The 15,324-nt window shown below is 68.9% G+C and carries 16 protein-coding genes; 6 read left to right on the plus strand and 10 right to left on the minus strand.

The window, feature by feature from the left end:
- Positions 1 to 866, plus strand: an 866-nt coding sequence (locus AB0J09_RS35030) for a WYL domain-containing protein (protein ID WP_360700392.1), incomplete at its 5' end; no start/stop codon positions are given.
- 737 nt (positions 867 to 1,603) lie between these two features.
- Here the strand turns inward: AB0J09_RS35030 and AB0J09_RS35035 are convergent.
- The 8 genes from AB0J09_RS35035 to AB0J09_RS35070 form a co-directional block, all read right to left on the minus strand.
- Positions 1,604 to 2,095 carry an Ohr family peroxiredoxin gene (locus AB0J09_RS35035; protein WP_360700395.1) on the minus strand — a complete coding sequence of 164 codons (492 nt, stop codon included), beginning with the start codon at positions 2,093 to 2,095 and terminating at the stop codon, positions 1,604 to 1,606.
- A gap of 50 nt (positions 2,096 to 2,145) precedes the next feature.
- Positions 2,146 to 2,409 (minus strand): hypothetical protein, encoded by a 264-nt coding sequence (locus AB0J09_RS35040; protein ID WP_360700398.1) that lies wholly within the window; start codon positions 2,407 to 2,409, stop codon positions 2,146 to 2,148.
- A 435-nt stretch (positions 2,410 to 2,844) separates the two neighbouring features.
- Positions 2,845 to 3,774: an RNA polymerase sigma-70 factor gene (locus AB0J09_RS35045; RefSeq protein ID WP_360700401.1), complete on the minus strand. Its 930-nt coding sequence runs from the start codon at positions 3,772 to 3,774 to the stop codon at positions 2,845 to 2,847.
- 219 nt (positions 3,775 to 3,993) lie between these two features.
- Positions 3,994 to 4,419, minus strand: coding sequence for a hypothetical protein (locus tag AB0J09_RS35050; protein ID WP_360700404.1), 426 nt, complete (start codon positions 4,417 to 4,419; stop codon positions 3,994 to 3,996).
- A 70-nt stretch (positions 4,420 to 4,489) separates the two neighbouring features.
- Complete coding sequence (locus tag AB0J09_RS35055) at positions 4,490 to 5,248, minus strand: SDR family oxidoreductase (protein ID WP_360700407.1); 759 nt, start codon at positions 5,246 to 5,248, stop codon at positions 4,490 to 4,492.
- Positions 5,249 to 5,485: 237 nt separating this feature from the next.
- A complete protein-coding gene (locus AB0J09_RS35060) occupies positions 5,486 to 5,716 on the minus strand; it encodes a hypothetical protein (RefSeq protein ID WP_360700429.1) in 231 nt (76 codons plus the stop codon).
- Positions 5,713 to 5,820, minus strand: coding sequence for an FAD-binding protein (locus AB0J09_RS35065; protein ID WP_360700432.1), 108 nt, complete (start codon positions 5,818 to 5,820; stop codon positions 5,713 to 5,715). The genes AB0J09_RS35060 and AB0J09_RS35065 overlap by 4 nt, the downstream gene beginning before the upstream one ends.
- A gap of 143 nt (positions 5,821 to 5,963) precedes the next feature.
- On the minus strand, positions 5,964 to 7,160 hold the full coding sequence (locus AB0J09_RS35070) for a low temperature requirement protein A (RefSeq protein WP_360700409.1): 1,197 nt from the start codon (positions 7,158 to 7,160) through the stop codon (positions 5,964 to 5,966).
- A 484-nt stretch (positions 7,161 to 7,644) separates the two neighbouring features.
- Between AB0J09_RS35070 and AB0J09_RS35075 the strand changes: the two genes are divergently transcribed.
- Both AB0J09_RS35075 and AB0J09_RS35080 read left to right on the plus strand, forming a co-directional pair.
- Positions 7,645 to 8,376 carry a HAMP domain-containing sensor histidine kinase gene (locus AB0J09_RS35075; RefSeq protein ID WP_360700413.1) on the plus strand — a complete coding sequence of 244 codons (732 nt, stop codon included), beginning with the start codon at positions 7,645 to 7,647 and terminating at the stop codon, positions 8,374 to 8,376.
- 32 nt (positions 8,377 to 8,408) lie between these two features.
- Positions 8,409 to 9,200: a HAMP domain-containing sensor histidine kinase gene (locus tag AB0J09_RS35080; protein WP_360700415.1), complete on the plus strand. Its 792-nt coding sequence runs from the start codon at positions 8,409 to 8,411 to the stop codon at positions 9,198 to 9,200.
- Between the two features lie 100 nt (positions 9,201 to 9,300).
- Here AB0J09_RS35080 and AB0J09_RS35085 read toward each other — a convergent pair whose 3' ends face one another.
- Positions 9,301 to 10,233, minus strand: coding sequence for a TetR/AcrR family transcriptional regulator C-terminal domain-containing protein (locus AB0J09_RS35085; protein ID WP_360700417.1), 933 nt, complete (start codon positions 10,231 to 10,233; stop codon positions 9,301 to 9,303).
- Between the two features lie 176 nt (positions 10,234 to 10,409).
- Here AB0J09_RS35085 and AB0J09_RS35090 point away from each other — a divergent pair, with 176 nt between their 5' ends.
- The 3 genes from AB0J09_RS35090 to AB0J09_RS35100 all read left to right on the plus strand — a co-directional run bounded on the left by AB0J09_RS35090 (position 10,410) and on the right by AB0J09_RS35100 (position 14,259).
- Positions 10,410 to 11,264: an alpha/beta hydrolase gene (locus AB0J09_RS35090; protein WP_360700419.1), complete on the plus strand. Its 855-nt coding sequence runs from the start codon at positions 10,410 to 10,412 to the stop codon at positions 11,262 to 11,264.
- Positions 11,265 to 11,367: 103 nt separating this feature from the next.
- The gene (locus AB0J09_RS35095) at positions 11,368 to 11,883 is read left to right on the plus strand and encodes an SMI1/KNR4 family protein (RefSeq protein ID WP_360700422.1); all 516 of its coding nucleotides are present in this window, start codon (positions 11,368 to 11,370) and stop codon (positions 11,881 to 11,883) included.
- Positions 11,884 to 12,426: 543 nt separating this feature from the next.
- The gene (locus AB0J09_RS35100) at positions 12,427 to 14,259 is read left to right on the plus strand and encodes an RICIN domain-containing protein (RefSeq protein WP_360700425.1); all 1,833 of its coding nucleotides are present in this window, start codon (positions 12,427 to 12,429) and stop codon (positions 14,257 to 14,259) included.
- On the opposite strand, the gene AB0J09_RS35105 is transcribed toward AB0J09_RS35100, so the two are convergent.
- Positions 14,228 to 15,324: trehalase family glycosidase (locus AB0J09_RS35105; RefSeq protein WP_360700427.1), on the minus strand; the 1,097-nt coding region annotated here is incomplete at its 5' end. The two genes, AB0J09_RS35100 and AB0J09_RS35105, sit on opposite strands and share 32 nt — an antisense overlap.

A 15,324-nucleotide genomic window follows, 5' to 3' on the forward strand; every position in this document is an offset into this window, starting at 1 on the left:
TCGGCTTCCCCGTGCTCGCGTCGGCGGGCGTCGGCGTCGGCTACCAGCTCGGCGCGGGCACCCGGCTGCCGCCGCTGCTCCTCGACGACGAGGAGGCGATCGCGACGGCGGTGTCCCTGCGGCTGGCGTCGGGGGGCACGGTCGCCGGGGCGGGCGAGGCGGCACTGCGGGCGCTCGCGAAGCTCGACCAGGTGATGCCGCCCCGGCTGCGCACCGAGGTTCGGGCGGTCCACGGCGCCACCGAGACCCTTGTCGGCCCCGGGGTCGAGATCGACGCGGAGCTGCTGGTGACGCTCGCGCGGGCCTGTCGCGACGCCGTACGGGTGCGGTTCCGGTACGCAGGCCGCGACGGCGGGGAGCGCGAGCGCACGGTCGAGCCGGTGCGGATGGTCGCCACCGGCCGCCGCTGGTACCTGATGGCCTGGGACGTCGAACGCGACGACTGGCGCACCTTCCGGCTGGACCGGATGCGCGAGGTGGTGGCGACGACCTGGCGCTTCCGGGCGAGGGAGCATCCGGACCCGGTCGCCTACGTGCAGCGGTCCGTGACCGAGGCGCCGTACCGGTATCTCGCCCGGGTGCGGGTGCACGCCCGGCCCGACCAGGTGCGGGAGCTGGTGCCGCCCCAGGTGGGGCGCGTCGAGGACGATCGCGACGGGTGGTGCGTGCTCGTCGTCGGCGGGGAGAACCTGGACTGGCTCGCCATGCACGTGGCCCGGCTGGGCTTCGAGGCGGAGGTTCTGGAGCCTCCGGAGCTGCGGGAGGCCGCCGCCTTGCTCGCCCGCCGCCTCGCGGCGATGGCCGGGACCGCAGCACGCCGGCACCCCTGCCCCGCAACACCTGGACAAGGAGGAGCCAGCCCATAACGGAAGGTCCCCGCAGGGCCCCGAAAGACGGCCACGAGGCCGCTAGAGGTTTTCGGGCATGTCGGTCATCGCGTTGAGAAGCGGCACGACCTGCTCCTCCTCGTAGTCGAGGTGCGCCTCAAGCTCGCACCCGCGCCCTGTGGTACCCGGAGGAGATCATCGACGCGGCCGTCCATGCCGGCCTCACCTCGGAGGAGACCGTGGACGCGTACCGGATCATCTGGCACTACACGGCGGGCGAGATCACCGCGCGGGCGGCCGCCGCGCGCCTGCTGCCCTCTCCCCCGGCCTGACCCCTGCTTGGGCCACCGGCCGGGACGGCACCTGTCTCATCGCCGGCCTGCATCATCGGTGACCTGGCCTCCCTCAGTCCTGGCCTCTTCAGAAGCGGGCGCACGGTCGTGTTCGACGCCGAGACCATTGCGCCGCCTGCTGCATGCTCCGGCTCATCGTCCTGCTCACCCAGATCGGGCCGTCCCCCCCGCCGATGCCTCCTCGTGGCGCGGCACAGGGCCGCTCAGGGCATCAGCCCCAACTCGGGCAGTTGCGCGGGTCGCGACGGGCGCCATCCGCTGGTGTCGAGTTTGGCCGGCTCCGCCTCGACGTCGACGTTGCAGGTCACCCCTGTGGCAAGAACATTGCCGTGTCCGGTGGTAGTGAACGGCTCAGCCCTTCGGCCGGCGAGCTGAGCTGGCTGCCTGACAGTTCGCCGGACAGGTTCGCAGCGTCTACTGGAGTCATGGACCGGGGGCGAGGTTGATGGTGGCGGGGATTCCCTGGCGGGTCATCTTGGCGTAGGGGCACAGCGCGGTCGCCTGGGCGAGCAGCGGGGTGGCCATGTCACGTTCGACTCCGGGCCAGGTCACGACGAGGTCGGCGCGTAGCTGGTAGCCGCCGTCGGCGGGGTCGCGGCCGAAGGCGACGGTGACCTCCACGGTGATCGGTCCGGGGTCGAGGAGGTGCCGGCGGGCCAGCAGGCTGAGGGCCCCGTGGAAGCAGGCGGCGTATCCGGCGGCGAAGAGCTGTTCGGGGTTGGGGCCGGTGGTGTCGCCGCCCAGCTCCTCGGGCATCCGCAGCTCCAGGTCGAGGGCGCCGTCGGCGGAGCGGGCCCGGCCGGTGGCCCGGCCGTGGGCGGAGCTGCCGCCGCTCACGGCGACGCGCGTGACGTAGAGCGGTTTGAACGCGGAGCCGCTGAAGTCGTGCTCCGTGGACAATGTCGGGTCGTTCACCGGTAAACCTTTCAACGGCATGCGAGGCGCCTGTGGTGAGAGCACGCTGGTCATGGGCGGTGCCAGCGCTGCAACTTGTCGGGGTTCAGCGCGATCCACACGGCGGTGACCTCGGCTCTGGCGACGCTCACGCCGACCACCGCCACGGCCTGGCCCGCCCGGCGCAGCACCTGGCCCGTCCGGCCGTTCACGGACTCGACGGCCACCTCGGTGCCGAGCTGGCCGGTCAGCAAAGCCGTGACGAACCGGGCGACCGCGTCCGTGCCGTAGGTGGGGCGTACGGCGGCGCGCAGTTTGCCGCCCCCATCGCTCACGACCATCGCATCGGCGGCCAGGACCGCCTTCAGCGCCGCTGTGTCCCCCCATGTCGCAGGCCGCGGCGAATCGGCGCGCGACACGGTCGTGTCTGACGATCATCGCCTGGTTCGACCTGGCCTGCTGGTGTGCCGGGCCAGTGGCGGGCTCGGGCCGGCGTGCCGGACCGGCGCGCGGCACCGCGATGCGGGCGCGTTCTTCATCGTCGAGCATCTCCGCCAGCGTCCCGGCGCTCACTTCGGTCATATCCTGCCGCCCTCGCAGCTGGGAGAAGGGGCGCGGCTTCTCCTGCTTCCATGCTGTGGAGGTGCCGGCATGGCAACCGGCCAACGGGGTCGTCCGCACGATGTCCTCTGTTCTTTCGGCGTCGGCAGTTAAGACCGGACAGCCGGTCTTGTTGTGACGTCCCCGGGGCGATCACCAGAGGCGACCGTCTAGCCCCTGTCAGATGTGCCGGCGTCCCCCTGGGAGCGTGACCGCTCGAACGCCCCGAGTTTGGCCGGGTTGACGATCCACATGACGTGGTGGATGCCCTGCGGCGAGGCCTCGATGGTGAGAAGGGTGACGTCGGTGCGGTTGCGAGGGACGAGCACACCGGCGCGCCCGTTCGCTTCGACCCACGTCATTTCGGTACCCGGCCAGAACCGTGGCGCGTACGCGGCGAGGAACTTCGCCACGCGGGTGCTGCCCAGGAGGGGGAATCGCGCCGCCCCTCTGATGCCGCCGCCGTCGGAGGAGCTGACGACGTCCGCGGCGAAGAGGCCCTCGAGAGCGGCGACGTTTCCGGTTTGAGCGGCGGCCAGGAAAACCGCCAGGAGGCGTCGATGTTCGGTCTTGTCGATGGGCTCGCGTCGTGCGGCGGTCAGACGTTTGCGGGCGCGGCTCACGAGTTGGCGGGCATTGACGGGGGTGACCTGAAGGATGTCCGCGATCTGCGTATAGGGGTAGACGAAGGCCTCGCGCAGCACATAGGCGGCCCGCTCGGTGGGGGTGAGCCTCTCGAGCAGCAGCAGGAAGGCGAGTTCGAGCGCCTCGCCCCGTTCGGCGCCCAGTGTGGGGTCGAGGCTGGTGTCGACGGGTTCGGGGAGCCAGGGCCCGATGTAGGTTTCGCGTCGCGAACGGGCGGACTGAGCGACGTTGATGGCCAGACGGGTGGTGATCAACGCCAGGAAGGCCGAGGGGTTCTCGATGGTTGCGCGGTCGGAGTTCTGCCAGCGCAACCAGACTTCCTGAAGGATGTCCTCGGCTTCGGCCGCGCTCCCGAGCATCCGATAGACGATGCCGAACAGGCGCGGACGCAGCTCGACGAAGGCGGCAGCAGCCCGTTCGAGTGCGCTTGCCTGCTCCAGAGATTCCACATGCATCTTTACCCACGCCTTCACTGCGTTGGCGTCAACTTATCCACATCGATTCGCAGCCGGCCGACGGCTCTTCACCGCCGGCCGACGATCCGTCACACGGCCGGGCGACCTCCGTCCAACCCCGCACATGGCCGAAATGGCGTCGGGCTGGGAAGGCTTTCGAGGGTGTCGATCCCTGCCACTGCGGCCAGTCGGGCCCGGACGAGTGATGCCTCGGACATGTCACGCACCGTGATCGTCGGGCCGGGAGCCGTCCTCCAGCGCCTCGACCGCGTCGAGCAGACCCCGCAGGCCGATTTCCTCTCGCTCGACGTCCGTCGGATCGAACAGCCATTCGGTGACCGGCAGGCCGGCGGCCGCCTCCGGATGGCTCGCCTCGACCAGGGTCACTTCCGCCTCGACCTCGATCTGGAGCTCATACAGGAAGTCGTCCTCGCCGCTCGGAGCGCTCATCATTCCTCCATACGTGGCTTTACGTGGGATGTCCGGCATGCCGGCCGACGGCTCGCATGCCTCGGCCAGCCAGGTCAGTGCGGCCGGACTCGCGCTGCCGCGACAGGTGGCCGGTATGGCGTGCCGCTTCCCAAGGTGCTCGATGGCGTCGGCGGTCCAGCCGGCGACATCATCGAACTCGGCGGCCGTCGCCAACGCGGTCAAAGCAGGCGCTTGCGTCGCCCGCAGTCCGCCTGTCGTCACGGTGTAAACAGCCCGTCCGCGCTCAGGACGGACGCGGGGCGCGCCGGCCGGGCCAGTCGCGGTAGCGGATCTGGCCGAGGGTGGCGCCGTCATCCGGCACCAGCGACCGCTCGAGCACCTCGGCTCCGAAGTAGTGCGCGTGCGGGTCGGTGACAACCTCGCGCGGATCGCCCCAGCTGGCCAGCACGTCGCGGAAGAACTCATCCATCCGGAACTGTTCGGGTCCGCCGATCTCGACCATGCCGTTCAACGGCGTCCCCACCGCGACCCGGCCGACCGCCTGCGCGACGTCATCGCCCGCCATGGGCTGGAAGAGCACGGGCGCCATCCGCACCGTATTGCCGTCCGTGGCCTCGTCAGCGATGCTCCGGACGAACTCGAAGAACTGGGTGGCGTGCACGATCGAGAACGGGATCGACGACTTCTCGATCAGCTGCTCCTGCACGATCTTCGCCCGGAAGTAGGCGTTGCCGGGCGGCCGCTCCGTTCCCACCACCGACAGCGCGACGTGGTGGCCGACGCCGGCCGCGGCCTCCGCGGCGAGCAGGTTGCGGGTGGAGGTCTCGAAGAACTCCCGTACGGCGACCTCCTCGAAGGAGGGGGAGTTCGACAGGTCGATCACCACCGACGCGCCCGCCAGCACCTCTGCCAGCCCCTCGCCGGTGAGGGTGTTGACACCGGTGCTCGGCGCCGCCGCCACCGCCTCATGACCGTGCTCACCCAGCTTCGCCATGACCTTCGACCCGATCAGGCCGGTCCCGCCGATTACGACGAGCTTCATGGCAAATCCTTTCTGTCCGCCGGGGCACCCATGTGCCAACCGGTCGCCAGCTAAGACAGGGCAGCCTCCGGGCTTGTGACAGTCGCCGTGAAATTCTTTCGATGTCCGGTCTAGACATACCCACTGACCTGCGACGATGCCGAATCGAAGGAGATTGCTCCGGAACCGGTGGACGCGTGACGTCCATGACCGACTCCCGCGAGCAGGACGGAGCCGCCTGCGCGGCGCCGAGCTGGGCTACTCGACGAGTTTTCCGGCGGTTGAGACCTCGCGCATGAGCGCCGCGATCTCGACGGGAATCGGTGGGATGGCCTCCCGCTCCACCGATCCGGGGCCGGACCACACCAGGTTGACCTGCAGTGCGGGGTCGAGATCTGGATAGTCGGAACGGTTGTGGCAGCCGCGGGTCTCGCGACGCTCAAGTGCCGTCTCGACCGTCGCGCGGGCGGCGAGCGCTGCGGACTTCAGGTCGAAGGCGTGCGCTCGGCGAGCTCTATGGCGGCCCGCAGCCCCGCTCCTCCTGTGCCGATGACCAGGACGGACGTGGCGATCCGGTTCTCTGGCGAGTGCATGGTGCGCCTTTGGCGCATCAGTGAAAGCCATTGCGGAAGCAAGACCGGGTAGCGGTGTGATTTGTGGCGTCCATGCCGGTGCGCGATCGCCCCCGTACGAGGCCCCTGGGTCGCGTCGCGCTGTTCAGACTGGTGGGTGTGGTCTAGCCCGAGTTGGAAGGCTGCGGGCCCTGACGACGCGCTCCAGCGGCTGCAGTCATGATCGTGACGGCCAGCAGCAGAACGCAGATGGCCGTGATCGCCGCGACCACGGCGGCCATGCCGGTCCAGGGCGTCGCGAGTGGCAGCAACAAGATGAGGGTGACGCAGCCTAGGACCGCCGCAGGATAGGTGACCGCCTCTGCGACGACAAGCGCGTGCACCGCCCACAGCAGAGCGAGAAACACACCGACCGGGATGGCGACCGCGTAACCGAGTGCCAACGACGACGCCTCCACCTCGCGCCCGCTCTGCTCCACCGCCACTTCAAGCCCGGCGCCGAGGGCCGCCAGAGCCGCGAAGATGCCGTAGTGACCGTATCCCCACAGGTACGACCGATGACGGCGGTCACTGAGCCCTTGCCCGGCTTGTACGAGGAAGTAGAGCCACCAAAGAGCGAACAGCAGGACGAGGCCGCAGCCGGCGATGACGACGAAGGGCACCCTGATCTCGCCCGCTTCAAGCGCTCCTGCGACTCCCCTGCTCGCGGCCAGGACACTCTCACCGAGCAGAATGATCGTGAACAGGCCGTAGCGCTCGGCGATGTGGTGCGGGTGCCAGGTGGTGGCCCTGGGCCGTTCCGCCCACAGTGGCACCGCGAGTTCCAGGACATCCAGGCACACGATGAGCGGCAGTCCGGAGAATGAGGGCAGGGCGCCCGTTTCCGCGAGCAGGAAGCGAAGCACCCAGCCCATCGTCAGGAGGCTGATGCCGGCGGCATAGCGCAGGGCGGTACGCCGCCGGGCCGGGTCTTCGAGACCGGCCCGCAGCCATTGGGCGACGAGCCCGATCCTCATGATGACGTAGCCCAGGGTGATGATCCCGTAGTCGGAGTGACCGGCCGCGGCGGGCACGCCTGCGGCGAGGGTCAGCACGCCGGCCATCTGCACCATGGTCAGCAGCCGGTAGGCGACATCGTCGGTGTCGTACGACGAGGCGAACCACGTGAAGTTCATCCACGCCCACCAGATCGAGAAGAACACCTGAAGGAACGGCAGCAACCCGGCCAGGCCATGACCGTCGGCGATGCTGTGCGCGAGCTGAGCGGTGACACTGGCGACCGCGACCACGAAAGTGAGATCGAACAGCAGCTCGAGCTGGCTCGAAGCGCGGTGCGGCTCGTCGATGGGGCGAGCGCTCATCCGGACTCGGATTCGGATGGTGGTGCCGGGTGGTGGCAAGGTCTCGCTCCTGTCGCTTCGCAATGTCCGGTTCGTCTGAAAGACAGGGCAGCATTTCGATCTGTGACAACGCGGCCCGAGAATGCGCTCGTCGTAGAGCTGTCACAGACCGCAAGGCTGTCCTGTCTTAACTGGTAGCCGAACGGAAGCAGATGTCCCACCGACAAGATCCGCCACGAAGATCGTGGTAATCGGCAGCCTGGCCTGATCGGGTCGGCACGCTCGGCGAGCCAGACCACGAGGCGATGGCAGCGGCATCGAACATCGACGTCAACGGCGTGCAGTACCTGCCCCACAGCGGTTTTCAGGTGACGCACGGACTGTGAATGCAATGGAAGGAGTACGTGCTGTGACGGCACGCCCGACGCCCCTGTATGACTGCGAGGTTCCGCACTCATCTGGTGACGGCCGGACCGCGTCAGCGATCCAAACGCCCTCCGGCAAGATGCGCGAGTTGAAGCGCGAACTGCACAAGAAGCGGCGATTCGCTTCCGACGCCTCGCACGAACTGCGTACGGCGGTCGCGGGGCTACGCGCGGAACTGGAGGAGGCCCGCCTGCATCCCGATGAGACCAACCTCTGCGACCTGCTCGCCCGGGCGCTCAGAGACATCGACAGGCTGGATGCGATCATCACCGACCTACGGGTCCTCGCCGAGATGGAGGCCGGCCCACCCATCAAGCCGCAGCGTGTCGATCTCGCCGAACTGGTTCGTGACGAGATCGCCCGCAGGACCGACCGCATCCCGGTCAAACTCCGGCTGGAGTCCGGGGTGACCGTCCAGGCCATCCCGATCCGGATCGGCCGGGTGCTCACGAACCTGCTGGACAACGCCCAACGGCACGGCCGGCACCTGGTCGAGGTACGGGTGAGCCGCAACGGCGGCCACGCCGAACTGACGGTCACCGACGACGGAGAAGGAGTCGCGGAATCCGAGCGAGAACGGATCTTCCAGCGCTTCACCAGGCTGAAGGCCGCCCGCCGCCTCGACCACACCGGCACCGGCCTGGGCCTGGCGATCGCCCGCGACATCGCCCAGGCGCACCTCGGCAGCCTGCATGCCGGGGGGTCCGAGACCGGCGGCGCCAGATTCGTCCTGTGCCTTCCCCTCGAAGATTCGGCTGCTCCGGCCGGTCGAAGTACGGGCCGGAGCCTGCACGAAGCCATGGATCCATAAGCCCGGCTGGGCGCGTCTGGAAAGAGAGCCTGATGAGACAGAACGTCGACTACGCCGCCCTGTTCGCGGAGCAACTGCTGGATCGGCAACGGCAGTTCGCCGCCGATGCCTCACACGAGCTGCGTACGCCGCTCGCCGCGCTACGCGTGCAAGTGGAGGAGGCACGGCTGCACCCGGACGACGTCGACCTGCCCGATCTGCTGAACCACGTGACGGACGACCTCAACCGGCTGGAGAACATCATCAATGACCTGCTCCTGCTCGCCACTCTCGAGGCCGACCTCGGCAGAAGGCTGGAGGAAGTGGATCTGACGACCCTGGTCGAGACAGTGGCGGCTCGGTGGACCGAGAGCTATGACGTGCGGCTCAATCTCGAAGCCGCCGTCACGGTGGAAGCCGCCTCCTGGCAGATAGCCCGATTGCTCGCCAACCTGCTGGACAACGCCCGCCGTCACGCCACACACAGGCTGGAGGTGGACCTGCGCCGCGCAGGCGACCATGCGGAACTGACCGTGGCCGACGACGGGCAAGGTATCCCCCCGGCCGACCGCGAACGCATATTCCAGCGCTTCGCCCGCCTGGACACCGCCCGCAGCCGCGACCGCGGAGGCGCCGGCCTGGGCCTGGCCATCGCCCGCGACATCGCCGCAGCCCACCACGGCACCCTGCACGTCGAGGACTCGACCGACGGTGGCGCATGCTTCGTGCTCCGCATTCCTCTCATCCGCCGATCCGGTACTCCCCTCATCGGCAGCCGGCCGCCTGCTCACGTATCTGTAACGGCCGTCGATGACGATGTCAGCCAAGGCCGTGGACTTGGATGACGTTGGCCCGGCCAGGGCGCACGGGAGGTTGGCACCAACGCCGTCACCCTGCCGCCGGCGATCTCGCAGCCGGGGCGGTAGCCAACACCTCGGCCGCGCGTCAGCCCGGCAGCCCGAGAGCGCGGCGGCGGGCGTCGATGCCGTCGAGCATGCGCTGCAACCCGTACTCGAAGACCGTGTCCAGGTCGAAGTCGAACTTTTCCCGCGCGACGTAGCCGAGTCCAGCCGACGACAACCACCGCCGCATGCCGTCGCCCTGGAGGCGCATCCAGTCGTCCGCCGACACCCCGGTGTCCTCCTCCGCCTGTGCCTCCGCGAGACGGACCAGCGCCATGCTGCGCACGTGCCCGAACAGGTTTATGTGCGCGCACACCATGTCGTGCGCGTCGAAACCCATCGCTCGTAGCGTGCTGAGCGACCACTCGGCGAGCGGCAGCACGTTGTGTATGAGTTGCGGGCGGCTCAGCGAGAACACCTCGGCGGCCCACGGGTGGCGGCTGAAGACGGTCCAGAACAGATGTGCGGCAGCCTCGAGACGTCGCCGCCAGGCTGTGATCGGGATCTCCGGCACCCTGGTTCCGGCGAACACGCTGTCGGTCATCCGCAGTGTCAGGTCACTTCTGCTGGGGACGTGGCGGTAGAGCGCCATCGTGGAGACGTTCAGGGAGACGGCCACTCGCCGCATGGTGACGAGCGGCAGCCCATCGTTGTCGGCGATCCGCACGGCGGCCTCGACGATGTCCCGCTGGGTCAGCCCGGTGCGCCGGGCCCGTTTGCCGGTAGTCACGTGGTGGGCCGTCCCGGCGGCCTGCTCGTCCCGCCGTCGCACGATGGTTCCACTGCCGGAGATCGTCTCCACCAGGCCCGCTGCGCGCAGGGCGCCGATCACCTTGGTGGCGGTGGCCATCGCGACACCCCAGTCCCGGACGATCCGCCTGGTGGACGGCACCGGCCGGCCTTCCGCCAGTCGCCCGCTCCGGATGTCGTCGGCGATCTCGTCGGCGATGCGCAGGTAGAGCGCTCGATCCGTCATGACTCTCCAGGTGTACTAGTGCGGTCGGCGCAGCAGCGGGCTACCGCACTACCCCATGTACTGCGATGACACATGAAGCGCACTACCTTGCGATGCGCTGCCCGCCTTTGATCCGACACTGCTGCGTACATTGTAAGCATCGCTCGGGCGACGAGCGAGACGAGAGAGGAAGCACCATGTCTGATCTGGCCACTCGGATGGTGACGTCGGCGGATGGCACGCCCGTCGAGTACCTCAGCGCGGGGCACGGGCCCCACGTCATCGTGGTCCCCGGAGCGCTCGCGGTGGCCTCCGACCTCACCGCCCTCGCCGGGCTCCTGGCGGCCCGGCACACTGTGCACATCGTGCAGCGGCGCGGCCGTGGCGGCAGCGGCCCGCAGGGCGACCGGTACGGCATCGCGCGGGAGTGCGAGGACATCGAGGCGGTGCGCGCGCAGACCGGCGCGCGGCTGATCTTCGGGCACAGTTTCGGCGGACTGGTGGCCCTGCGAGCCGCGTGCGGCAATCCGGCGTTCGACGCGGTCGCCGTCTACGAGCCCGGCGTGTCGGTCGGCGGGTCGATTCCGGTCGACTGGATCGATCGAGCGCGCCACGAAGTCTCCGAGGGCGCGGACTTCGAGGCCTTCATCACCTTCGCCCGCGGGACCAACCCAGATCAGACGGGACGACTTCCGCGTCGCCTTCTCCGGATCATCCTGCGGCGCGCGATCCCCCATGCCGAGATGCGGCAGAACCTCGCGCTCATGCCCCAGGCGATCAGCGAGCACGTCGAGGTGGGGCGACTCGACGGCCGGCTGGCTGACTACCGCGAGATCGCCGCAGCCACCCTGATCATGCGCGGCAAGGGGCGTGCCACCGGCCGGCAGGCCGTCGCCCTCACCCGGTTGGCCGCGACGATTCCCCGCTCCGAGGGCGCGACATTCCGTACGCTCGACCACTTCGCGCCAGAGAAGAAGCCCGGCGAGATCGCGGATGCCGTCCTGGGGTTCTTCGCCGCGCACGCCCGGCCGGGCCTCCAGATCGAGGGCTGACCATCGGCTCGCACCTCCCACGCTCGAATCACCACGTTTCCTGCAGCAGCTTCCAGTGATCGTTTAATCTTTCGGGGTGGCGGACATACCTGGAGATCTCGCATTGCCCACTGCCCTGGCCGAGGTGGCCGAGGTCGGCTTCGAGTGGGAGTGGGACGAGGAGACCGACGAGGCCCGCGGCTGTGACTTCGAGCCATACGGTCAGTTCGAGGAGCCCGACCGGACGGCGTGGTGGTTCCGCCTGTGGACCGGCAACCAAGAGGTCGACGGCAGCGAGTTCCGCTTCTTCGGCACGACCGGATCGGGTGACTACATCGGCTTCTGGCTGGTACGGCCCGATGCGGCGATCACCGACCAGCCCGTCGTCTATATCGGTTCCGAGGGTGAGCGCGGTGTGATCGCCCGCGATCTCGGCGGCCTCCTCTGGCTGTTCGCCGCCGGTCTGGGCCCCGCCGAGGCCTTCGCGGACCCCGACTCCCCCACGCAGCCGAACGAGGCCTTCCATACGATCGCCGAGCGACACGCACCCGGCCGCCGCCGCTCCCCCGCCCAGATCGTGGCTGCCGCACGAGCAGAGTTCCCGCATTTCTCGGATCTCATCGACGCGATGTGCCGCTGAATGATCTTCATCGCAGCGCGAGAGGTCGCTCTTGGTCGTGAAGGTTCCTCAGCGCGGTGCGTGGTCGCGGCGTCGATGGCGGCGCGCCTGACCTTGCGGGTGGCGGGGGACAACTGGGCGATTTCGGCGAGGTAGGCGCGTGCGTCCAGATCTCGAGCGGCGCCTTCCCCCGCTACAACCGCAACTCCGGAACCGGCCGACCCCGCGCCGCCGACCAGCAGATCTTCCACGACCCACAGCACCCGTCGGCCTTGGTGGTTCCAACCCGGCGTTTCCGATCAAGCTCGCTGCGCAACGTGAAAGTCATTCCGCTGACACGCCATTGACACGTTTCTGTCGAGAGATCTACGATCCGATCGAATCGATTCGTTCAAGAGCTCTCGTAAGACCCCCTATCCGGGTTCAAGACCCTGTTGAGCTTCAAATCCATGTGTTCGAATCGGTTCATCGATTCGAGCAGTGAGTCGGCCTCTCGTTCAGCAGGACGAGTCGCACATTCGTGGTCCTTCTGCCTCCAACCCCCCACTCCCGGAGGAGCCACCCATGATGACGACCACCCAACAGCAGCTCAGGAGACGGCTCACATTCGCCACCCGGCTCCTGGTCGCGATGCTCATCGCCGTCATCCTCCCGGCCGTCCCGGCGCACGCTGCTGACGAATCCATCAGCGTCGACTTCGCCGTGACCGGCGGCGCCCCGACCTACCGCGCGTCCGGGTGGATCTACGGCATGACGGAGAACGCCTCAGGTCCGGCAGACCACTTCTTCCGCGACGTGAAGTTCCGGTACATGCGCGCCGGCGGCGCCCAGCTCGGCTCTCCCGGCGGCTGGGTGTCGGGCGCCTACGAGCGCAGATGGAACTCGACGCTGGCCCAGGCCCGCCGGACGATCGCGCTCGGCGGCCAGTTCATCATCCTCCCCCACGACCTGTGGGGAGCGGACGGGTACCCGATCTCACGCTTTCCCGGCGACAACGGCGACTGGTCCGACTACGACGCCTTCCTCACCCGCCTGATCAACGACGTGCGGGCCGCCGGGATCACCGTCCAGTGGGACATCTGGAACGAGCCGAACCTCTCCCTGTTCTGGAACCGCTCCCAGTCCCAGTACTTCGAGCTGTGGCGGCGCAGCTACCAGCGCATCCGCGCCGCCTTCCCCAACCACCTGATCGTCGGTCCCAGCTGCGCCTGTGTCCCCTCCACGGCGCACGCCTGGTGGAACGCCTACCTTGACTTCGTCCGCGCCAACAACGTGGTCCCCGACATCGTCAGCTGGCACTCCCTCCCCGGTGACCCGGTGGCCAACGTCGCTGCCGCCAACACCACTCTCGACGCGCGCGGCATCCCGCATACGCGCCCGTACCAGATCAACGAATACGCGGCATCCAATGAGCAGAATCCGGGAGACGGGGCGTGGTACATCGCCCGGCTGGAGCGGGCGGGCGCCGATGGCCTGCGCGCGAACTGGGCGAGCGCGGGCAACCTGCACAACGACCTGGCGAACCTGCTCGTCCGCAACAGTGCCGGCCAGCACCTGCCCAGAGGCGAATGGTGGGTCTACCGCTTCTACGCCTCCCAGACCGGTCAGACCGTCTCAGTGACCCCGAGCTCGTCGTACGACGCCTTCGCCACCAAGGCGACCGGCACGGCCAGGATCCTCGTGGGCGGCGGCGGTACGACCGGCAACATCGCCGTCAATCTCCGGCGGCTCGACACCACCAGTGACATCGTGCAGAACAACCAGGTCCGCGCGATCGTGCAGCGCATCCCCTACAACGGCGGCGGAGCGGTCCAGGGGCCGATCACCGTTCAGAACACGGTCCTGACGCTGTCCGGCAACGGCGCCGCGCTGAACCTGCCGCACACCGACGCCGACGAGACGTTCACCATCACCCTGCTGCCGCCCTCCGACGGCGGGTTCCAGTCCGTCGCTGTCGCGCAGCACTCCCAGCAGTGTCTGGACAACACCAACCTGAGCACGGCCGATGGCAACGTGCAGCAGCAGTTCTTCTGTGAGGGCGGCGATCAGCAGCTGTGGAACCTCCGGCCGGTCGCCGGCGTGGCCGACACCTACACGCTGGTCAACCAGCAGAGCGGGAAGTGCCTCGACGTGAGCGCGACCTCCACGGCCGACGGCGCCCCGGTACGCCAGTGGGCGTGTAGCGGCGGAGCCCAGAACCAGCAGTTCACCCTGCGCAAGGTCACCTACGCCGGCAACGACCCCCGGGACTACCAGCTCGTAGCCCGCCACAGCGGCAAGTGCGTCGACGTCAGCGCCATCTCGACAGCGGCCCGGGCTCCCATCCACCAATGGACCTGCAACCCGGCGGGCCAGGCCAGTCCTCTCAACCAGACGTGGCGGCTCTGGGGCCGATGACCGCGCCGGTTCCGATTCGCCGCTCGTGAGCGGCGGCGAGGATGAGGTAGGCGCTCGCTGTCCAGGTGTAGGCGCGGTCGCGGAGCCCCTCCCCCGTGCGTGCGTCGAAGTTCTCGGCGAATCCTGACTTCTCGCACAACGCGCGGAAGCGGGCGCTGATCTCGTCGGCCAGGTCCGGGTATCCGGCGCGGCGCAGACCGTCCTCGATCAGGACGGTCGAGGGCGCCCAGATGGGGCCGCGCCAGTACCCGTCGTCCTGGTAGTGCTCAGAGGCAGGCAGCTCAGTCGCGAGGCCGAACGCGGTCAGGTGCCTCTCAATCCGGGCGGCCAACGCCGCCCGGACGGGGTGCGGCAGCTCCTCCCCCAGCACGATCGGCATGAGGTCGAGCAGGCTGGAGCTGGTCCAGGTACGGCCCGAGAGCGCGCCGCGGGCGACGAACCGTTCGCCGTCCCACAGCTCGGCGAGGAGGGCGTCACGCATCCGGTCGGCCTGCTCGGTCCACCGGGCGGACGTGTCCGGGTCGGTGGCGAGGCGGGCGAGCTCGCGCAGCTGCAGCACGAGGAAAGCGGCCAGGTCGGCGGTCTCGACCACCCGCTCGGGGTCGAAGGTCGTGGCGTTGTCCCAGCCGCTGTCGTTGCCGTGCTGGTAGTGCGGCAGCTCCCGGCCGGGGGCGCGCCGGGCGTCGAGCCAGAAGGCGGTCCAGCGTTCCAGTAGCGGGTAGGTGCCGGGCGCTGGAGGGAGGTGGCGCAGGGCCCAGCCGTGGATGGGGGGCTTGACGAAGTTGTAGAGGATCTCGGAGTGGGTGACGGAGTCAGGCAACGCGCCGGCGGCGTCCTGGTGGTCGAAGGGCAGGCGGAACTGGTCCCAAGCCAGGTCGGGCAGCCCCTCGGCGAGGGCAATGGCGTTGAAGCAGTGGTCCCAGCTCCACACCTTGTCCATCCAGTGCTTGGACATGAGCACGGCGGGCCGGGTGACGAACCCGGCGGGGCGGACGGTCGCCGACCACAGCACGTAGACGGCCAATTCGGCGGCGGGCGTCCGATCGCTGCGCCAGGGCGCGACCG

The sequence above is a fragment of the Nonomuraea sp. NPDC049784 genome (assembly GCF_040659615.1).
GTDB lineage: Bacteria > Actinomycetota > Actinomycetes > Streptosporangiales > Streptosporangiaceae > Nonomuraea.